This window comes from Lactobacillus kimbladii (assembly GCF_014323605.1).
In the GTDB taxonomy this organism is placed as follows: domain Bacteria; phylum Bacillota; class Bacilli; order Lactobacillales; family Lactobacillaceae; genus Lactobacillus; species Lactobacillus kimbladii_B.
In genome coordinates this window covers 126,493-146,531 of the sequence record NZ_SCMB01000003.1, presented here as the reverse complement: position 1 = coordinate 146,531, position 20,039 = coordinate 126,493, and the positions used below count along the sequence as shown (strand labels likewise).

Below are 20,039 nucleotides of genomic sequence, written 5' to 3'. Positions count from 1 at the left end.
TTTAATGTTAAAAAATTAAACTATTGAAGCCAACTGAGGCCAAATAATGACAAACAAACAGGAAATTCAACAAGAAAATAAATCAATCAAAAAAATGGTTGCGTTCAGGCTGATCTTAATCGCTATTTTTGGCGGAATTACAGCATTAGATGGCATCATTAGCCCAATTCTAATTGGTAAATTGATGGATAATATCAGTAAAAAAGAATTTTCTACTTCGTTCATCCTCTTAGTAGTATTTTTACTGTGTTTTGTTTTAGTTAACGCTTCCTTTTGGATTTGGCGCTTATTAAGCCTGAATATCAGGAAAATTATTAACAAATGGCTGAGAAGTCAGGCAGTCGCAAACTACAATGATCATCCCCAACTACAGTCAAATAAAATTTTTAAATTTTATCAATGTCACGATCAAACAATTTGAGAACCAGATTATTGATTCGGTAATAATGTTGATCTACTGCATCGAGCAAGCAGTAATCACTTTATTCTTTGTAATTAAGATTAATCCTATATTAGGTTTGACCTATTTAATATTGTGATTTATACCAGCAGTAGTTCCCTTTGTTTTAAAAAAATGGCTAAGTAAATCAACTGACCGGTGGAACAAGTCATACCAGCGCTACTCACTGCACACCACTGAATACTTTAACGGTTTCTATACCATCAAAAGATTTGAAAGCTTGTTAATCTTTAAAGATAAGCTGAACAATTTCTTAAATGACTCGGAAAATAAATATTATCAAATGGATGCGGACAAGGAGCATTCACGGTTTGTTTCTAACTTGCTCTATTCATTATCTACCATTCTTTCTTTGGGTTTGGGCGTTTACTTTGTCAGCATTGGTCAATTAACTGCTGGTGCGTTAATGTCCTTATATTTAGCAGCAGACAGGGTTACAAGTCCCATAATTAGTTCTATTCAATTCACTAACCAGTTACTTTCAAGTCGCCCATTAATTGATTCATGCCAAAAAATTATTTCTACCAAAGAAAAACCAATTAACAATATCGAGCCCCAAAAATTTACAGATAAGACGGTACTTAAAATTGATGATGGCTCATTTGGTTATGATAAAGCTATTATCCATAATCTTTCTTTTAGTGCCAGTAGTGGTGAAAAAATTTTAATTTCTGGCAGATCCGGCATCGGTAAAACAACGATAGTAAAAACAATGTTGAACGAGCTCAAATTATTGGGTGGAACAATTAAATACAGCAATGAGCTATATGCTAAACCAATTTATCAGAATATCGGTGTCTTAGCCCAAGAGACCACCATTTTTACCGGTACCCTGCTTTTTAACTTGTGTCTTGGTCAAAATTATCCGACTGCTTCAATTTTACAAGTTTTAAATGAAGTCGGATTAACCAAATTTGCTAGTGAGAATGCACTGAATATGAGGCTTGGTGAAGGTGCCAATGCCTTATCTGGAGGAGAAAAAAGAAAGTTAGAATTGGCCAGATTGCTACTGCGCAATAAAAAGTTATTACTGGTTGATGAAGCATTATCGGGTTTAGATAAAGAAAGCTACGGTCAAGTCTTTGACTTGATTCTCAATTTCCCGGGCACAGTAATTGATATTGAACACAATGTTCAACCTGCATTTGCTAAAAAATATGATAAAGTAATAGAACTTGATCAGTATGCTTTATGATAAAGAAACAGATTTAAGTTAATTATTTACTAAGTTTTATAATTTTAAGCTCATCAATTGCAGTAAACTACTAGGCAAAATAAAATGGAGAAGAACAGTAATCTGATCTAGCAGTAGAAAGCGTGTAGAGTTTATGTATGAAAATAAAGAAAAATTAGATACAGCAATATTTGCTGGGGGTTGTTTCTGGTGTATGGTAAGCCCCTTTGATTCTTTGCCTGGAATTAAAAAAGTAATTTCGGGTTATACCGGTGGACATGTGCCGAACCCAACCTATGAACAAGTATGCACGGGAATGACGGGTCATACTGAGGCAGTAGAAATCACTTATGATCCTGCTGTTATGCCTTATGAAAAGTTGCTTGACTATTATTGGCAAGTAACTGATCCGACTGACGCATCTGGGCAATTTCAAGATCGTGGTGATAATTATCGTCCTGTAATTTTTTATAATTCAGATGCGCAAAAAGAAGCAGCAGAAAAGTCCAGAGCAGATTTGCAAAATAGTGGCAGATTTGATGACCCAATAGTAACAAAAATTGAACCAGCTAAGCCATTTTATCCTGCTGAAGATTATCATCAGGATTTTTACAAAAAAAATCCACTACGTTATAGTCTTGAAGAATCTGGTGGCAGAGAAGAATTCATCAAAAAACATTGGCAAAAGTAATCAAAAATAGATTAAAAACTCTTTAAATTTCACGAAAATGTGTTAGTATACTTAAGAAAAATACTAGTTTTTATTTTTATATAGAAACTAGTATTTATTATTTTAATTAGCATTTTTCACAAAGGAATAATTGAACAATGGACCAGCTTGACGCATTCAACCGACGGTATAATCTACTCTCTAAAATCTCTGCCTCATTTTTCTATTCGCTAGCCGTAGCTGTGGCTCTAAATTTCTTTTGGACTCCAGGACACATGTATTCCTCAGGAATAACTGGTTTTGCCCAATTAATTAATACCATGAGTGAGCGGTTTTTACCCGTTACCTTATCAACTTCTGCTCTGTATTTTGTATTGAACTTGCCTCTGCTTTTACTTGCCTGGATAAAGATCGGACATAAATTTACTTTTTTTACAATCATCACTGTTATACTTGGATCAATTATGATGCGGCTAGTTCAACCCCTAAACATGCATATTGATCCACTTGTCTGTGCGATTTTTGGTGGCATGATTAATGGCCTTGGTACAGGTTTTGCGCTTAAAAACGGTATATCTACAGGTGGACTTGATATTATAGGTATTGTCATTCAAAGAAAAACCGGGACGAGCTACGGTAAAATCAGTATTTTAATAAATTTAATAATTATAGCTGCTGCTGGATTTGCTTTCGGTTGGACGCGAGCTTTGTATTCAGCTTTAACCATCTTTATTAACGGCCGCGTAATCGATGCCGTTTATACTCAGCACCAGAAACTGCAGGTAACCATTGTGACAGAGCAGCCTCACGCTATTATTGATGGCATTCAGGAAAAAATGCATCGTGGCATTACGATTTTCCATGATGTAGAAGGAGCATACAGTCATAACGAGAAAAAAGTATTGATTACTGTGATTGACCGCTATGATATGTATGACATATTACATATTGTCAAAAAAAGCGACCCCTACGCTTTTATGAGTGTAACAGAAGTAGAACGGGTTTACGGCAGTTTTAAGGAACAAGAAATAGTTTAATAGACATTAAAAAAGGACATGACTAAGTTTGCCATGTTCTTTTTTACATAATTTAGATTATTTAAAAAGCTTTTTATATTTTCCGTAACCTTTTTGTTCTAATTGCTCATAAGGGATGAAAGCTAAAGCTGAAGAATTGATACAATATCTCAAGCCACCTTTATCAGACGGCCCATCGTCAAATACATGTCCTAAATGCGAATCTGCGTCTGGACTCTTAACTTCTGTTCTTTCCATATTATGAGACTGATCACGGTGGTAGACTAATTTTTTAATTGGTCGGGTAAAACTAGGCCAGCCACAACCCGCATCATATTTGTCTTCACTCGAAAATAGTGGTTCACCTGATACAATATCAACATAAATTCCTTTTTGATAAAAATCATCGTATTTGCCTTTGAATGGGTAATCAGTTGCAGCTTGCTGAGTCACTTGGTACTGATCGGGAGTTAACTGCTTCAATCTCTTATTTTTCTCATTTTGATCCATAAATCACACACTCCTTACGTGTATACACCCAATATAACAAAAATAACTAGCATACACTAACTATAAACTCACTAAAATAATACTTTTTCTTAATTTTATTTAAGTTCATGCTGGGTTATAATATGGTTTCAAGAAAAATAGGAAGGATCTTATTGTGTTATGCCACATTTAGCAAAAAACTTATCTGCAAAAATAAATTCTAGAATTAGAAACTTACCTAATTCTGAAATCAGATCTTTTAGTCAAAAAATTTCTAAAATTCCTGGGATAATAAAATTAACCATTGGTGAGCCTGATTTAAATACTCCTGAACATATAAAACGAGCGGCCATTAATGATATTAATAGCAATGACTCCCATTATGCGCCAGAAGCTGGTAAAGAAAAATACTTAAATTCCGTCAGCAAATATTTAAAAAAGAGTTTGGGTGTAAGCTATGATCCTAAAAGTGAAATTTGCGCTATTGTAGGTGTCTCAGAAGGACTGAACATTGCTGCCATGGCTTTGCTAAATCCGGGAGAGAAAATCATTGTTCCTACTCCTGTTTGGGAAGTTTATTTTGGTATTATAAAAATGGCGGGTGGTATACCTGTACAAGTTGATACTTCTGCTGATAATTTTCTTTTAACAGCCAAAAAGCTGACTGAAACGCTTGAAAATGAAGGCAAAGGTGCAAAAGCCGTTATTATTACTGACCCGTCTAACCCAACAGGTCGAGTATACTCAGAGCAAAACTTGCAAGAGTTAGCAGACGTTATCACTAAATACGATATATTTGCTGTCAGTGATGAAATTTATGCAGAATTAATTTACGGTGATAGGAAACATTATTCTCTGACACAGATTATTCCGGAAAGAACTGTTTTGTTATCGGGGCTGTCGAAAAGCGTCGCAATGACTGGTTGGAGAATTGGTTATATCGCGGGACCTGCCGAGCTAATGAAATCAATGATCAAAATACATTCATTTTTAATTTCTTCTGTAACTGATAATGTCCAGATTGCGGCGTCAGAGGCATTAGACCATGGCGATCAAGACTACATCGATGCTAGAGAAAAATACCAAAGTCGTTTACATCTTCTTGAAGATGGTCTAAAAAAGAACGGTTATACCATGGCTACACCAGAAGGAGCTTTTTATATTTTTGCTAAAATACCAACTAAATTTGGCTGTGACGATGTCGCCTTTGCCAAAGATTTAGCTGAAAAAGCCAAAGTTGGGGTAACTCCTGGCAGCTTTTTTGGTGCAGGTGGTCATGGGTATGTTCGCTTTTCATATGCATCTTCTGAAGAGAAGCTCAAAGAGGCTATTCAGCGCATAACTGATTACACTAATAATAACTAAAAAGCTAATTTCTTGGGGTTTTCAACTTTAGTAGTTTAAAATTTAAAGTGTAGTCGTTTATATTTATAACAAGAGAAAGGGTTAAGATTATGCAAGTAACAATGAAAAATGAACCACTGTCAACCAATGGTGAACCACCAAAAGTGGGCGAACAATTACCAGACTTTAAAGTAAAACAGGCAGACGGTTCTGTTGTTTCAGTAACAGAATTAGTTGACAAGCCAACTTTAATCAGTGTGGTACCTAATATTAATACCAGCGTCTGCAGTATTTCTACTAAAAAGTTTAACGGTGAAGTTGATAAGTTTGACGGTATCAATTTCTATACTATTTCTACCAATACTCCAGAAGAGCAGAAAAACTGGTGTGCAGCTGAAGGTGTTTCAAAGATGAAACTCTTGTCTGATGATTCTTTTGATTTTGGTAAAAACATGGGCTTATTTATTGAAGCTAATAACTTAGATTCCAGAAGCGTTTGGATCGTTGATGCAGATAAAAAAGTTTTGTACCAAGAACTTATTCAGGAATTAACTAACGAGCCCGATTACGATAAGGCTTTAGATTTTTTACAAAGTTTAAAATAATCTAGTTAAAAGAGTCTGGGAAAAAACTCTAACCTAACTAAAAAGGCTGACAAATCACGTCAATAAAGCGTTGATTTGTCGGTCTTTTTAAATTGTAAATTTTTTAATTTAACTTCAAAGAGCATTTTTTTCCCAGACACTTTTTTTACTTTAAAAAACAGGTTTATCAAGTACAGTCCACTTATTAAAAGTTTGATCTGCTAAATCAAATTTGTCTGGGTTTAATAAAAATTCCTTGGCTTTAACTACTAAAGGCGAAGAGTTTGCAATACTTATTTTTGCTAATGGTATCGTGACTGCTCCTAATGAGTCTTGACCAGTAAATTGTTTAACTTCTCCTTGAACTTTACCAATAGTTTTCTTTATTTCATAAAAAACACAAATATGTTGATTCAAATGCCATTGTTTGTAATCCCAAGGGTATTTAAATGAAGTAACACCAATTTGCCTTTAATCTTGAACTACTAGACCTGTTTCTTCATTCACTTCACGCATAACTGTATGGTTTAATGATTCCCCGTCTTCTAAACTACCTCCTGGTAAGTCGAAGCGATTAATATAGGGACCACCATGCTTTTTAATTACTACTAACGTTTTTTGATCACCAATAATACCATAACAGCCAAAGGCTCGGTGAAACTTATCAGTCATATGATTTTCTCCTAACTCAGGTTAATTTCTTAACAATAAGAGAACAAAATAGCATGAAGAGCATAATTCTTCATGCTATTTTGATATTTATCTTCTTTTTAATCCCAACTAGTATTATGTGCAGCATCTTTTTCCGCTTGTGCTTTCAATTTTGCCTCAATTTTAGCTACATCCTCTTGATACTTATCCTCGATTTCAATACCCAAATCAGTCAATTGCGGTTCAGATACAGGGGCAGGCGCGTGCATCATTGGTTCTGAAGCATTGGCATTTTTCGGGAATGCCAATACATCACGGATATTATCTTTTTCAGCAAGCAGCATTGCAAAACGGTCAAGCCCGATGGCAAGTCCAGCATGTGGTGGAAAGCCCATATCCAAAGCTTCAAGAAGGTAGCCAAATTGTTCATAGGCACGTTTTTTTGTAAAGCCAAGTGCCTTAAACATTTTTTCCTGAATTGAACGCTTGTGAATACGGATTGATCCACCACCTAGTTCATCACCGTTCATAACTATATCATAGCTGCGAGCGTGAGCTTTATGCGGTTCAGTATCCAATAATTTAATACCTTCATCATCAGGCATAGTGAATGGATGGTGAGCAGCAATCCACCTGCCAAAACCTTCATCATATTCAAATAAGGGCCAATCAACCACCCAGACAAAGTCAAAGACATGTTTCGGAATAATATTTGTTTCTTTAGCAAATTCACGACGTAAATGGTCAAGTGAATCGCAGCAGACTTTCCATTTATCAGCAATAAATACGACTAGTTCCCCGCCTTGCAAGTTAAATTCACTGATTAGAGCAGCTTTATTTTCATCAGTTAAAAAGCGGGAAATAGGACCGGAGAATTCGCCATCTTCAAATTTGACCCAAGCCAAACCTTTTGCGTGATAGCGCTTAATATAGTCCTGCTTTTTCTCAATTTGTTTGCGAGAGTATTTTTGAGCACCATCTTTAACTGCAATCCCTTTAACAAAGCCACCATTGGCAATAGCACCAGAGAAAACCTTAAAGGCACTATCCTTAAAGATTGGACTTAAGTCGTGAATCAACATGCCAAAACGGATGTCTGGTTTATCTGTGCCGTAATTATTCATTGAGTCTGTCCAGGAAATGCGATCAATTGGAGTTTTCAGATCAATTCCCATTACGTCTTTCATGATTTTCTTGAGCAAACCTTCTGTATAGTCCTGGACTTGCTGCTCATCAGTAAAAGAGGTTTCCATATCAATTTGCGTAAATTCAGGTTGTCTATCCCCTCGCAAGTCTTCATCCCTAAAGCATCTAGCTAACTGGTAATATTTATCAAAGCCGGCCCCCATTAATAATTGCTTGAATAATTGGGGAGATTGCGGCAAAGCATAAAAACTGCCCGGATAGATTCTGGACGGTACCAAATAGTCACGTGCACCCTCAGGTGAAGATTTTCCTAAAATTGGTGTTTCAATGTCAATGAAACCATTTTGATCAAAAAATTCGTGTGTTGCTCGTAAAATTTTTGACCGTAAAATGATAGCATTTTGCAAGTTTGGTCTACGCAAATCCAAATAGCGATACTTTAGCCGAGTCTGTTCGGCAACTTCAACATTATCTTTAACTTCAAATGGCGGATTCTTGGCTTTGTTCAACACATTGATTTCTTTAGCCTCAACTTCAACCTCTCCCGTTTTCATGTCAGGATTAATACTTGAACGTTTGACCACTTTTCCTTTAACTTGAATTACATATTCATTTCCCAATGAATCAGCAATAGCCATTAATTCTTTACCTGAATCATGATTAACTACTACTTGGACTAGTCCCTCACGATCGCGTAAATCTATAAATATCAAATTACCCAGATTGCGCACACGTTGCACCCAGCCATATAAATTTACATTCTTATCAAGGTAGTTTTGAGTGATATTGCCACAATAGTCAGTTCTTTTTTCCATTTTTTTCATTTTTATTCCTTTAATTGTTTCATTACCGCATTTATATTTTCTAGATCATTAAAAGCAAACTTAAATGTTTTAGCATCAGAAAGTCTCTTAACATTTAAAACTTTGGCAGTCAATTCTTTATCGCCAAGAGTAATAACATATTTTGCTTTAGCTCTATCTGCTTTTTTGAATTGAGCTTTTAACTTCTTTTGCTCGACATCATATTGAACTTTCAGCCCTTGTTTACGTAATAAACGAGCAATTTCAACTGTTTTTACTTCTGTTTCTTGACCGATATTGGCAATAAAGAAATCAATACCCTGATCTGCAAAAAGTTTTGGATTTTGTTTTTGCAATACCAGCATCAAACGTTCTTCGCCAATGCCAAAACCGACTGCTGGAGTACTTGGTCCGTCAAATTCCTTTACTAAGTTATCATAACGGCCACCGCCAAGAATTGTTGAAGCAGATTCCCAAATGCTTTTATCTTCGACCATGAATTCAAAAATTACACCAGTGTAGTAGTCCAGTCCCCGAACTAAATCATTATCAATCACATAATTAATTTTTAATTGATCCAGCATCTTTAAAATTTGGTCAAAGTTTTCCTTTGATTCTTGATCCAAATAATCAACTATTTTAGGTGCATCTGGTAAAAATTTCTTATCCTGTTCATCTTTGGAATCTAAAATGCGCAAAGGGTTTTTTTCTAACCGTCTTTTTGAATCATCAGAAAGCTGGTCTCTGACTGGTTTAAAATAATTAACCAACGCATCATGATAACCTTGCCGTACTTGTGAATTTCCTAGTGTATTGATATGCAATTCATAATTCTTCACACCAAGCTTGGCCAACAAATCATGAGCTAGAACAATTGTTTCTACGTCAGCCAAAGGATTTGCGGAACCAAAACTCTCAATGCCAATTTGGTGAAATTCACGTTGACGACCTGCTTGAGGTCTTTCATAGCGAAATGTCGATTCAATATAATAAACATTTAAGGGCTTGGCAATTTCTGGTGCATAAAGTTTATCCTCAACATAAGCTCGCACTACTCCAGCTGTTCCTTCAGGCCTTAAGGCAATGTGTCTGCCACCTTTATCATTAAAATCGTACATTTCTTTTTCAACAACATCAGAAGTTTCACCACTCGAACGTGAAAAAACATTGTAGTTTTCAAAACTAGGTGTCCGAATCTCGCGGTAATTTGCTTGTTTAAAAAAGTCACGTAATATTTGTTCGACTTTTTCCCATGATCCAGATTCATCTGGCAAAATATCAACTGTTCCTTTAGGTCTTTGAACTCTCATTTAATCATCCTTTTAATAAAAAAACGTCCTTGAATAAATCAAGGGCGCTCTGATTTAGCACGGTACCACCTTTTACCTGCTGCGAATAACGCTCGCGATGCGCTCATTATCTGGTAAAGGGGTCACAGTTAGTTTTTTCTCACCTTTTCACCAAAAACAGGCGGTCTCTGAATAAAAATACTAAACTTCAGTCTTTGTCATTGATAATTCTTTTTTAGAATATAGTTTTCACAGTTAAAAGTCAACCTGTAGTACTATTCATGCACGATATTTACAGATCCAACACGATTGTGAAAGGTCCATCATTTTCTAAATCAACCTGCATGTTTGCACCAAATTCACCTCTTGCTACAATTAATCCTAAATCTTCCAAATCTTTATTAAACTGTTCCCATAACTCTTTTGATTTTGGTGGTCTCATAGCTTTGATAAAACTTGGTCGATTACCCTTTTTGGTATCTGCTAGTAAAGTAAACTGACTAACACTTAATATTTGTCCGCCAACATCTTTAATTGCTAAATTGGTTTTACCATTTTCATCTTCAAAGATACGCATTTTAACAATTTTAGCAGCGGCCTTTTTAACAATATCGGCTTCATCGCCTTCTTTTAACCCGACCAGCAATAATAAACCCTTAGAGATCTGTCCTACTGTATTTCCCGCAATTTTAACACTAGCTCGGTTTACTCTTTGGATCACAATCCGCATTAATTATCAGCCCTCCTCGTCTGGTATACATCTGGTATATCTCTTAACTTAGTCAAAATGTCTTCTAGTTGTGCTGAATTGTTCACCGCCACTGTAGCATATATATGAGCAATATTATCTTCATTAACTTTGCCTGAGATATTATTAATGTTTGGGGTTAGTGTATTCAACTTTGTAATGACATCAGTAAGTAATTTACCACGATTGTAGCCGAAGACTTCAATATTAGCATTAAATGATTGAGCACTGTTTTCTGCAACATTCTCCCATTGAACTTCAATCAGTCTGCCCTTACTTTCGTCATTATTTACTATATTGCGACAGTCTGTTCGATGAATTGTCACGCCCCGACCTTTAGTAACATAGCCGACAATGTCGTCTCCTGGAACTGGGTTGCAACACTTGGCCAAATGAAGCATCAAGTCACTTATGCCTTGAATCATAACACCATTTTTGTGCTTGATCTTCATTGCCTTAGAATCTTTTTTACTTGGTGGATTTTCCGTAACTGCTTTTTGTCCTGAATTCAGAATTTCTTCTTCAAGCTGCTTTTGTTTCTTCTTTTCATTTTCGCGGCGTATATCCGCAGTTAATCTGTTAACCACACCAATTGCGGAAAGATCACCAAAACCGATTGAAGCATACATTTCATCAGCAGTATGGTAATTTATTTGTTCTAATAGTGGTTCAATATGTTCTTTAGACATAAATACTTTAGGTGAAAGTCCTTGCTCACGCAACTTGTCCGCCACCATTTGCTCGCCCTGCTCAATACTACGGTCACGATCAAGATTTCTAAAGTACCGGCGAATTTTATTGCGTGCACGTGAGGTCTTAACCAAATCTACCCAATCTCTTGATGGGGTAGCATTAGATTGAGTCATGATTTCAATGACATCACCATTTTTTAACTTATAATCTAACGGTACTAGTTTGCCATTGACTTTAGCTCCGACTGCATGACTACCCACTTGAGTATGAATCTCATAAGCAAAATCTAAGGTAACTGACCCTTTTGGCAGTTCATAAACTTCACCTTTAGGAGTGAAAACATAAACGCGATCAGAGAAGATTTCGCTTTTAACGCTTTTCATGAATTCATCAGCATCTGAAGTTTCATCTTTTAATTCTAAAATTTCACGGACCATATCCAACTTTTCATTTGAACTGGTTTGTTCTACACCTTTAAAGTTCCCCCTCTTATATGCCCAGTGAGCAGCCACACCGTATTCAGCAACTTCATGCATTTGTTCGGTTCTGATTTGTATCTCAAGAGGTCTGCCACCAGGGCCAATAATCGTAGTATGAAGTGATTGATAACCGTTAACTTTAGGCACAGCAATATAATCTTTAAAGCGACCTGGCATTGGTTTCCATTTGGTATGAACAGCACCCAAAACCGCATAACAGTCTTTAACTGTTTTAACAATCACACGTACTGCTAACAAGTCATAAATTTCATTAAAATCTTTATGCTTGTTGACCATTTTCTTATAAATAGAATAGATGTGCTTTGGACGACCATATATTTCATACTTGATTCCCAGACTATCCAAGCTTTCTTTAAGTGTCTTGATCGCATCTTGAATATATTTTTCTCTTTGACTACGTTTAAGACTCATTAAATTAACAATGCGGTAATATGCTTTTGGATTTAAATAATGAAAACTCATATCTTCGAGTTCCCATTTAACTGTTCCAATACCCAAACGATCGGCTAAAGGCGCATATATATCCATTGTCTCCGATGCAATTCTACGTTGCTTATCAGGGCGTAAATGCTCTAATGTATGCATATTATGCAGTCTGTCTGCCAGCTTGACCATAATCACACGAATATCTTTTGCCATTGCAATCAACATTTTTCTGTGATTTTCAGCTAAAAATTCTTGGTGTGATTTGTATTGGTATTTATTTAACTTAGTGACGCCATCTACTATAAAAGCTACATCTTTGCCGAAGTTTTCTTTAATATCATCATTGGTCACTGGGGTATCTTCTACAGTATCATGTAAGAATCCTGCAGCTACTGTATCAGGGTCAAGACTTAATTGAGCAAGAGTGCCAGCAACTTGGGTAGGATGAACGATGTATGGTTGTCCAGAAGCTCTTTTTTGATCTTTATGAGCATTTTCAGCAAATTTATATGCTTTTTCAACAAATGCAATTTGATCATCATTCATATATTTTTTACAGGTATCTATCACCTGCTCATGTGTCATTTCAATGTACTTTGACATAGAATATCGCCCCTTCTAGCACTAACCATAGATTTGATTATCCATTAAACCAAATATTTCCAAAATCAGGTAAATTAACCCAAATAAAAAATTGTAATTGGCATATTTCAATAAAACAATTAAGCAAAAACAGCCCGGCATAAACAACAGCCAATAGTGCCTTAAATTAAGTGCTTTAATCAATTTGCCAATGTGATAGCTGATTATGCTGTTGAGTACTATAAATAAGAGACCCACACGATAAATAGTGCCTATTGAAAACAGGCTAAATAAGAGTGGCAAAATCATGACTAATATACTCCAGCAAATTACTGGTGTTATCTTATAGCTATTTAACTTTTTAAAAAAAGGAATATTTTTTAGTTTATCAATCAACTTGTCAGTTCCTTACTAATTTAATTATCTATTATAACTCTTTTTAGTTATCTTTTCTTTCAATAATTAGCCCAATCCAACGTCCCTGCTGCATTGACAATATAATATGGAACCCATTTACAGTCAAAGCCTTTTTGATTTTTTCAATCTGGTCACAATCTATCCCAGAAAAAATCACTTTTCCATTTAAATTTAAATGTTCATTCAATTCTGGAATTAAATCAAGTAAAATTTCAGCTAAAATATTTGCTACAATAATATCATATATACCCTTAACTTTATTTAATAAATTCGTCTTCTGCACTTTTATATTAGTTAAATTATTTAAAGATATATTCTCATTAGCAGCAGTTATTGCCTCGTCAGATATATCCGTTGCTAAAACTGATCTTGCTCCTAAAACAGATGAAGCAATAGCTAAAATTCCAGAACCAGTGCCAACATCACAAACAGTCTCTGGCTTGATTAAAGTTTGTTCCAGTCCTAACAATGCTAGTTGAGTGGTCTTGTGTGAACCTGTTCCAAATGCTAGGCCTGGATCAAGCTTAACTACTTTCTGGTCTTTAAATGCAGGCTCATATTCTTCCCATTCAGGTACTATTGCAAGGTGTCTAGAAAACGAAATTGGATGATAAAATTTTTGCCATACTGTATTCCAGTCTTCATCTTTAATATAAGAAGCACTCACTTTAGCCTGACCTATTTTCAAACCATAGCTTTTTAATTCAGACAACTTTTTTTGGTACTTTTTAACTAAATCAGCCTTATCTTGTTCTGTGTCAAAATACGCTAAGAATTGCATATCCTCAGGTAAATCTTTTATTTCGTCTAATTTAACAATAGTTGAATCAGACTCCCAACCTGCTTGTTCAAAGTCCGAACGCCTTCGTGTTTCAGTGCCCAAACAGTGCAGTACATCATGACTATATATATTTAGTGCATCTTCAACTTCATGACTAGTTTCTATTTTAATAATTAATAATTTCATTATTTTTTTAACTCCCTTTTTATTTTCCCTATTAACAATGCTATCATTAAAAAGGTGATCATTATGTCAAAAAAGAAAAATAAGATTGAAAAAACACTTGTTGAAAAAATATTGGATAGAAATAAAATCTCTTATCGCCAAGCAGAATTTGCTACACATGAAGACTCAGGTGGTGTGGCAAAAATGGATACATCTATTTTAAACGAGAAAGAACACTTGGTCTATAAAACTCTCGTGTGTTTTGGAAATAAGACACCTGCTTTAGTAGCAGTGATTCCAGTAACTGAACATTTAAGTATGAAAAAACTAGCGAAAAATTCAGGTAATAAAAAATGTGAAATGTTGCCTCTGAAAGATTTAGAAAAGACTACCGGTTATGTACATGGTGCCAATACTCCTATTGGGATTTATTTTAAACATCACTTTCCCATTTTTCTTGACAATAGTATGGTTAGTGAAGAAAATGTTGCTGTTTCAAGTGGCAAAATAGGACGTAGTGTATTTCTAAAACCTCAAGATTTGCAAAAAATTACTCATGCAAAGTTTTGTGATTTACTTGAATAAAAAAGTCAAATTTAAATTTCGTCTCATTTACTAAAAATTTTTCTCCTTAAAAGTTACTTAAGTTATAGTATTAAAGCTTTTTTTCTAATATAATTAAAACAAATGTAAAGTATAAAGAATAGGAATAAGCAAATGACATTGTTAACAGATGAACAACTTGCGAATATCGCACATGACTATTTTTTGAGCAAGCTGAACATTGCAGAAATCTCGAAAAAGTATAATCTCTCTCGTTATCTTATAGCTAAGGCAATAGAAGAAGCCGAAGATAAGGGAATTGTAAAAATTAGTATTTATCAAAGTCCCAAACGGGCACAGAAACTTGAGCGTGAATTCCAAAGACTCTTTGATTTAAAAGAAGTTTATATCTTAGAAGATAAAGAAACCAAAAACCAAGATAATGAAATGATTGTTAACTATGCAGCTAAACAAATACAGAATTATATTAATTCAGCTCATGTTGTCGGCTTAACTTGGGGAACTCTCATAAGAGATATTATTGATGATTTTTCAGCAGAAACACGTGATGATTTGACTTTTATACAATTGTTAGGCCAAGTGGTAAACGCAAGTAAACGTAAACAACCTCTAATTCAACATGCAGCTAATAAGTTCAGCGCAAAATGTCTCACTTTTCCTGCTCCTCTTTATGCGATTGATCCCACTTTAGTAAAAAAAGTTCATCAAGAACCATATTATGAATACATAGAAAAATATTTTTCACAGCTGGATCTGGTATTTGCAAGTATCGGAACAGTGCAATCATTAGAATCTGGCCAGTTCTTTATGGATTATTATGCAGATAAACTATTTACTGGTCTTGAGAAAAACCAGTTAGCAGGAATTATTTTTGGTAGGCCTTATGATATTAAGGGACGCTTTTATAGTCCCATTGAGCCCCATATTTCTGGAATCAGTCTTTCCAATATTTTTGCAATTCCTAATCGCTTTGTAATTGTTAGGAACCGCTTTAAAGAAGACGCTCTTTTAGGAGCCTTAAGAACAGGAGTAATTACTCACTTGATCACTACTAGTGGAATAGCAGAAAGAGTTTTACATAAGAATGACACTCTTTAGTTTTAATCAGAGGATATCTCCTGCCTATACAAATTAGTGATATAATCTTGTAAATCTGTAACCGAATGTCTTCTTGAACGAGCACATTCTTTGGCAGGTCTTGAACATAAAAAACATCTGCGAACAGGCAAACCCAATTCTTTGCGGGATATAGCCTGTTTTTGTTTATCAATTAAAACATCAGCATCAAAAAGCCGATTTAATTTTTGATGCTCCTCAAATTCAACTGCTTTTTCCTTAACAACTCTGTAGTTACAATTGACAAGGTAAAAATTTTCGGGACCCGTTACCTTTTCCCAATGTTCATAAAGAATAAAAGGCAAGTTACTGTTTTGAAAAACTGTCTCTAAGTCAAAAATACCTGCGGCGAATATTTTCTCTAAATAATGATTGTTTTTAATAGGGCCTGGAATGTTCAATTTAACATCTAATAATGTAGTTTCTGGAAACTTTTGCAAGATTTCTTGTTGAAGTTTGACGCGTTCATCTTTATTTTGCAGTACCTCAGTTATACTCTGAGGCTGGCCTTCATTAAAAATTGATTTTATCATTCTGGTATTCACCTCTTTTATATTATAACTAAAAAATGTGAGAACAAGTTCCAGCTCATTCTCACACTTTTTTTAAAAATAATTAATTAGTCTTTTACCTGCTTAATAGTATCAATAATTGTGCCATCTCGATACTGAATTAAAGCGACAGTGCGATCAGTATATGCCAGTGGTTTTGGTATTCCAACTTGCTTTTGAGCCATTTCTTGAAGTTCCTTAATATCAACCACATTGAGTTCAGGAACTTTGGCAAAAGCATCTATGAGATCTTTACGGCGTGGATTAACTGCAATTCCTCTTTCAGTTACCAAAACATCTATTGAATCGCCTGGAGTTACAACAGTTTCAACTGCCGGAACAACAGTAGCATTTCTTCCGCGTACTAATGGAGCAGTAATAATAGTCATTTTGGCTGCAGCCGCATCTTGATGACCACCAATAGCGCCACGGATAACACCATCAGAACCAGTCATTACATTAACATTAAAGTCTGTGTCAATTTGTAAAGCCGAAAGAATAGCAACATCTAAATTATTAACTACTGCACCTTTATTGTGAGGATCGGCATACCATGAAGCATCAATCTCTTGTTGATTTTTATTCTTAGCCATTGATGCAGCAGCACCTTTATCAAAATCCTGCACATCCATAATTTTTTTGACCAGACCCTCCTCAAGTAGGTCGGTTGTGGGCTTGGTAATGCCACCTAGAGCAAACGATGCTGTGATGCCATCTTTTAACATTGATTCTCTTAAATATCTAGTCACAGCAAGAGCAGCTCCACCAGATCCTGTCTGAAAAGAAAATCCTTGCTTATAATAAGGTGAATTAGTAATTACCTGATTAACGGTTTGCGCAATCTTCAGCTCTTTTGGATCTTTAGTAAAACGAGTCGCTCCTGAACCAATTTTATCCGCGTCACCTATTTGATCAACCTTAACAACGTAATCGACCTGAGTTTGTTTAATAGAAGCAGGAGTATTTGGATAATCAACAATGTTGTCTGTCAGTAAAACTACTTTATCCGCATATTGAGAGTCAATCAATGCGTATCCTAAAGAACCGAATACGGCATCTCCTTCTTGCCCATTAGCATTTCCTGCGGGATCAGAGTTAGGGACACCTAAAAAGGCAACATCAATTTTGATTTCTCCTTCTTCAATTGAACGAGCCCGATTGCCGTGAGAACGGAAAATTACTGGATTCTTCAGTCCACCATGGGAAACGAAATCGCCTAAGCTGCCTCTCATTCCAGATGAAGTAATATTGGTAATGACACCTTTTTTAATTGCTTCAATTACTGTGTCATTCATAACACCAGTCAAAGATGAAGGAGCTAAAGTCAGGTTTTGGTAACCCATTTTAATAATTAAATCCATTACTTTGTTAAAAGCAAAATCGCCATTTCTAAAATGATGGTGAAATGAAATAGTCATACCGTCTTTTAGTGTCTTTTTGATAACTTCCTCTAAAGAATCGACCACTTTTGATTCACCGGTGGTAACTTGCACCTTGGGTGCAACTCTCTTTACTTCAGGATTACCAACTACAACTGACTTAAATGGTTTTAGATTCATTTTAGTCATCAAATCATCCGGCAAATTGCGCTTTACTTTATTCTCCAATGTAATTACCCTCCTCATCAATTAAATTAGAAGCTTTTGCTGTTTCAATAACGCGATCAGCTTTTTCAACTACAGGCTTGTCAACCATCTTGCCGTTCATCGAAATTACTCCAGACCCCTTTGCCTTTGCTTCTTGAATTGCATTTTGCACAGCAAGTGCATTTTCAATTTCGTCTTTAGTAGGGTTGAATACTTTATTAACCATTGGAATTTGCCGTGGATTGACCAAAGACTTGCCATCATATCCCAGTTCATAAATATATTTTGTTTCGCGGTAAAACCCTTCGGTGTCGTTCATATTAGAAAAAACAGTATCAAAGGCATAAACGTCTGCAGCTCTAGCAGCTTGTAAAACCATGTTGCGAGCAAATTCAAGTTCACGTCCATCTGGGTAACGATGGGTGTGCATATCAGCAGTATAATCTTCACCTGAAACTGCCAAGCCCATCATCAAAGGCGTTGCAGTAGCAATTTCCGGTGCATTAAGAACGCCTTTAGCACTTTCAATCGCAGCCATTACGCCAATAGAGCCTTTTTCAACGCCATATTCTTCTTCTGCCTTTTCCATATCTGCTACTAATTTTTTAATCATTGCAGCTGATTCAGTTTTAGGCAGGCGAATAACATCCACTCCAGCGCGCACCATTGCCTTTACGTCTTCGTCATAAAAAGGCGTATCTTGACCATTAATTCTGACAACTACTTCTGCACCACCGAAATCAACTGTTTTAATAGCATTAAATACTAACATTCTTGCTGCATCTTTTTCAGTTAGAGATACTGCATCTTCCAAATCCAACATAATAGAGTCGGCACCATAGATACCGGCATCCTTAACCATAGCTGGATTATTTCCCGGCACAAACATCATAGTTCGACGCAAACGATTTTTTACGTAAGTCATTTATTGTAGTACCTCCAATCTTGGTTTATCTGTGGTTTTGGTTGCTCTTTGAGCTGCAGCCAATGTACGTGAAGCAATCACACAGTCAAGGGCCCCTTTATCAGTAGCCTTAACTTTCGCATTTTCAATTCCGAATTTTTTAAGAGTATCAGTTATTACTTTTTTGATCTGATCTCCGTAAGATTTGGCTACTTCGGATTCCAAGTCAATTTCAACGCCATTTTGACCAGCCGATACCATTATTTGAATATCTGAAGATTCTAAAGTTCCTGCCACTCCAACAGTCTTAATTTCCATTGATGTTCATTCCTTTCTTTATTCTTTCTTGTAAAATTTGATAGTTTTTATTAATAAAATCAAATGTAGTTGGCGGGACTAAATTTGAAATGTCCTTTAATTCATCACTTTTGATCAATTGACGGACACGTGTAGCTGTAATTATTTGATTGTTATTGCAAAAGCGTTTGACAATTTCAACGTCAATTTTGGGACTAAGTGTGTTTTTTAAGCTTTGATTATAAAAATTAGTTGTTCTTGAAAATGGTTCAGTACCCAAATAACGTTTTTTTATTGCCAGTTTCGGTGCAATAGTATTTTTAAAAATTAACGCATCAATCTCCGTTTGCGTGGCGATCAGTTCATCAGGTGATTTTAAAAAATATGCCGGAAAAGTTGATTGAGAAACTAGATAGTCCCCACCGCTAATTACTAACACGTTTGGGTATTCAGAAGTTCCTTTTTTTACCAGTTCCATTCTTTCACTCGTTTTAAATAATGAAGCATCCGTAGCAGCAACAAACACATATACCAGATCATTCTCGCTACTAGCAAGTTTTACCAAGGCCTGATGACCTAAAGTAAACGGATTAGCATTCATGACAATTGCAGCAACTTTTTTATGATTTTGGTCTTCTATTCTGGGAATTTTGGCTAAAAAGTCTTGAATATTTGGTGTACCACTCTCTAAAAAAGCAGCCTCATCAGTATGAGCCAGTTCCTTAAAATTTAAATGAGAAAAACTGGCAGAATATTTTGCTTTAGTAAATACAAATGAATGATAAATTTTTTGACTAAAAAGGTATTCTTCTAGAGCTGAAACTATCTGATTAAATCTTGCTCCCTGAACAGATGCATCATTTGAAACCGCAATATATTTGAGAACATTTCCAGCAATGCTACCTGTGCTAACTAATTGACCATCTTCATCAATTAGACCCACAGTATGATCAATCACAGCAACTTCACGAGAGCTAAAATTGTTAATTCCTTGGCTGATTAGAAATTTTTGCCACCTTTTTTTGGTTTCCGGCAATGTTAAAAAAAGTTCTACGGTTTTATCCATTTATCCGATTCTCACCT

General features: G+C 35.5%; 19 protein-coding genes and 1 pseudogene. 8 read left to right on the top strand and 12 right to left on the bottom strand.

The window, feature by feature from the left end; translation table 11 throughout:
• Window positions 1–46 precede the first annotated feature (46 nt).
• The 4 genes from ERK18_RS05855 (at window position 47) to ERK18_RS05840 (ending at window position 3,341) form a co-directional block, all read left to right on the top strand.
• On the top strand, window positions 47–421 hold the full coding sequence (locus tag ERK18_RS05855) for an ABC transporter ATP-binding protein (RefSeq protein WP_187154677.1): 375 nt from the start codon (window positions 47–49) through the stop codon (window positions 419–421).
• A gap of 121 nt (window positions 422–542) precedes the next feature.
• Window positions 543–1,655, top strand: a complete 1,113-nt coding sequence (locus ERK18_RS05850) for an ATP-binding cassette domain-containing protein (RefSeq protein ID WP_315984352.1) — start codon at window positions 543–545, stop codon at window positions 1,653–1,655.
• Window positions 1,656–1,788: 133 nt separating this feature from the next.
• Window positions 1,789–2,325, top strand: a complete 537-nt coding sequence (msrA, locus tag ERK18_RS05845) for a peptide-methionine (S)-S-oxide reductase MsrA (RefSeq protein ID WP_187154675.1) — start codon at window positions 1,789–1,791, stop codon at window positions 2,323–2,325.
• Between the two features lie 137 nt (window positions 2,326–2,462).
• Entirely contained in the window at window positions 2,463–3,341 is an 879-nt protein-coding gene (locus ERK18_RS05840; RefSeq protein ID WP_187154674.1) for a YitT family protein, read from the top strand.
• 57 nt (window positions 3,342–3,398) lie between these two features.
• Here the strand turns inward: ERK18_RS05840 and msrB are convergent, their stop codons facing one another.
• Window positions 3,399–3,830: a peptide-methionine (R)-S-oxide reductase MsrB gene (msrB, locus tag ERK18_RS05835; protein ID WP_187154673.1), complete on the bottom strand. Its 432-nt coding sequence runs from the start codon at window positions 3,828–3,830 to the stop codon at window positions 3,399–3,401.
• Window positions 3,831–3,989: 159 nt separating this feature from the next.
• On the opposite strand from msrB, the gene ERK18_RS05830 reads away from it, so the two are divergent.
• Both ERK18_RS05830 and tpx read left to right on the top strand, forming a co-directional pair.
• Window positions 3,990–5,174, top strand: a complete 1,185-nt coding sequence (locus ERK18_RS05830; protein WP_187154672.1) for a pyridoxal phosphate-dependent aminotransferase — start codon at window positions 3,990–3,992, stop codon at window positions 5,172–5,174.
• An 89-nt stretch (window positions 5,175–5,263) separates the two neighbouring features.
• Window positions 5,264–5,758: a thiol peroxidase gene (gene tpx, locus ERK18_RS05825; protein ID WP_187154671.1), complete on the top strand. Its 495-nt coding sequence runs from the start codon at window positions 5,264–5,266 to the stop codon at window positions 5,756–5,758.
• 150 nt (window positions 5,759–5,908) lie between these two features.
• Here tpx and ERK18_RS05820 read toward each other — a convergent pair.
• The 6 genes and pseudogenes from ERK18_RS05820 to prmA all read right to left on the bottom strand — a co-directional run bounded on the left by ERK18_RS05820 (window position 5,909) and on the right by prmA (window position 13,959).
• Window positions 5,909–6,409, bottom strand: a pseudogene (locus ERK18_RS05820) (NUDIX hydrolase).
• Between the two features lie 98 nt (window positions 6,410–6,507).
• A complete protein-coding gene (gene aspS / locus ERK18_RS05815; RefSeq protein WP_187154670.1) occupies window positions 6,508–8,358 on the bottom strand; it encodes an aspartate--tRNA ligase in 1,851 nt (616 codons plus the stop codon).
• A 2-nt stretch (window positions 8,359–8,360) separates the two neighbouring features.
• Window positions 8,361–9,647: a histidine--tRNA ligase gene (hisS, locus tag ERK18_RS05810; RefSeq protein ID WP_187154669.1), complete on the bottom strand. Its 1,287-nt coding sequence runs from the start codon at window positions 9,645–9,647 to the stop codon at window positions 8,361–8,363.
• 271 nt (window positions 9,648–9,918) lie between these two features.
• Window positions 9,919–10,356, bottom strand: coding sequence for a D-aminoacyl-tRNA deacylase (dtd, locus tag ERK18_RS05805; protein WP_187154668.1), 438 nt, complete (start codon window positions 10,354–10,356; stop codon window positions 9,919–9,921).
• Window positions 10,356–12,596, bottom strand: a complete 2,241-nt coding sequence (locus ERK18_RS05800; protein WP_187154667.1) for a RelA/SpoT family protein — start codon at window positions 12,594–12,596, stop codon at window positions 10,356–10,358. Before ERK18_RS05800 ends, dtd begins: the two co-directional genes overlap by 1 nt.
• A 418-nt stretch (window positions 12,597–13,014) precedes the next feature.
• Window positions 13,015–13,959, bottom strand: coding sequence for a 50S ribosomal protein L11 methyltransferase (gene prmA / locus ERK18_RS05795; RefSeq protein WP_187154666.1), 945 nt, complete (start codon window positions 13,957–13,959; stop codon window positions 13,015–13,017).
• Between the two features lie 63 nt (window positions 13,960–14,022).
• Between prmA and ybaK the strand changes: the two genes are divergently transcribed.
• The gene (gene ybaK / locus ERK18_RS05790; RefSeq protein WP_187154665.1) at window positions 14,023–14,523 is read left to right on the top strand and encodes a Cys-tRNA(Pro) deacylase; all 501 of its coding nucleotides are present in this window, start codon (window positions 14,023–14,025) and stop codon (window positions 14,521–14,523) included.
• A gap of 132 nt (window positions 14,524–14,655) precedes the next feature.
• Window positions 14,656–15,600: a sugar-binding transcriptional regulator gene (locus ERK18_RS05785; protein WP_187154664.1), complete on the top strand. Its 945-nt coding sequence runs from the start codon at window positions 14,656–14,658 to the stop codon at window positions 15,598–15,600.
• 2 nt (window positions 15,601–15,602) lie between these two features.
• On the opposite strand, the gene citX is transcribed toward ERK18_RS05785, so the two are convergent.
• The 5 genes from citX to citC all read right to left on the bottom strand — a co-directional run bounded on the left by citX (window position 15,603) and on the right by citC (window position 20,022).
• Complete coding sequence (citX, locus tag ERK18_RS05780; RefSeq protein ID WP_187154663.1) at window positions 15,603–16,151, bottom strand: citrate lyase holo-[acyl-carrier protein] synthase; 549 nt, start codon at window positions 16,149–16,151, stop codon at window positions 15,603–15,605.
• 86 nt (window positions 16,152–16,237) lie between these two features.
• A complete protein-coding gene (gene citF / locus ERK18_RS05775; protein WP_315984350.1) occupies window positions 16,238–17,776 on the bottom strand; it encodes a citrate lyase subunit alpha in 1,539 nt (512 codons plus the stop codon).
• Complete coding sequence (locus tag ERK18_RS05770; RefSeq protein WP_109586341.1) at window positions 17,766–18,680, bottom strand: aldolase/citrate lyase family protein; 915 nt, start codon at window positions 18,678–18,680, stop codon at window positions 17,766–17,768. Before ERK18_RS05770 ends, citF begins: the two co-directional genes overlap by 11 nt.
• Window positions 18,681–18,977 (bottom strand): citrate lyase acyl carrier protein, encoded by a 297-nt coding sequence (gene citD, locus ERK18_RS05765; RefSeq protein ID WP_187154661.1) that lies wholly within the window; start codon window positions 18,975–18,977, stop codon window positions 18,681–18,683.
• Window positions 18,967–20,022 carry a [citrate (pro-3S)-lyase] ligase gene (citC, locus tag ERK18_RS05760; RefSeq protein ID WP_187154660.1) on the bottom strand — a complete coding sequence of 352 codons (1,056 nt, stop codon included), beginning with the start codon at window positions 20,020–20,022 and terminating at the stop codon, window positions 18,967–18,969. The genes citD and citC overlap by 11 nt, the downstream gene beginning before the upstream one ends.
• Between the last annotated feature and the right edge of the window lie 17 nt (window positions 20,023–20,039).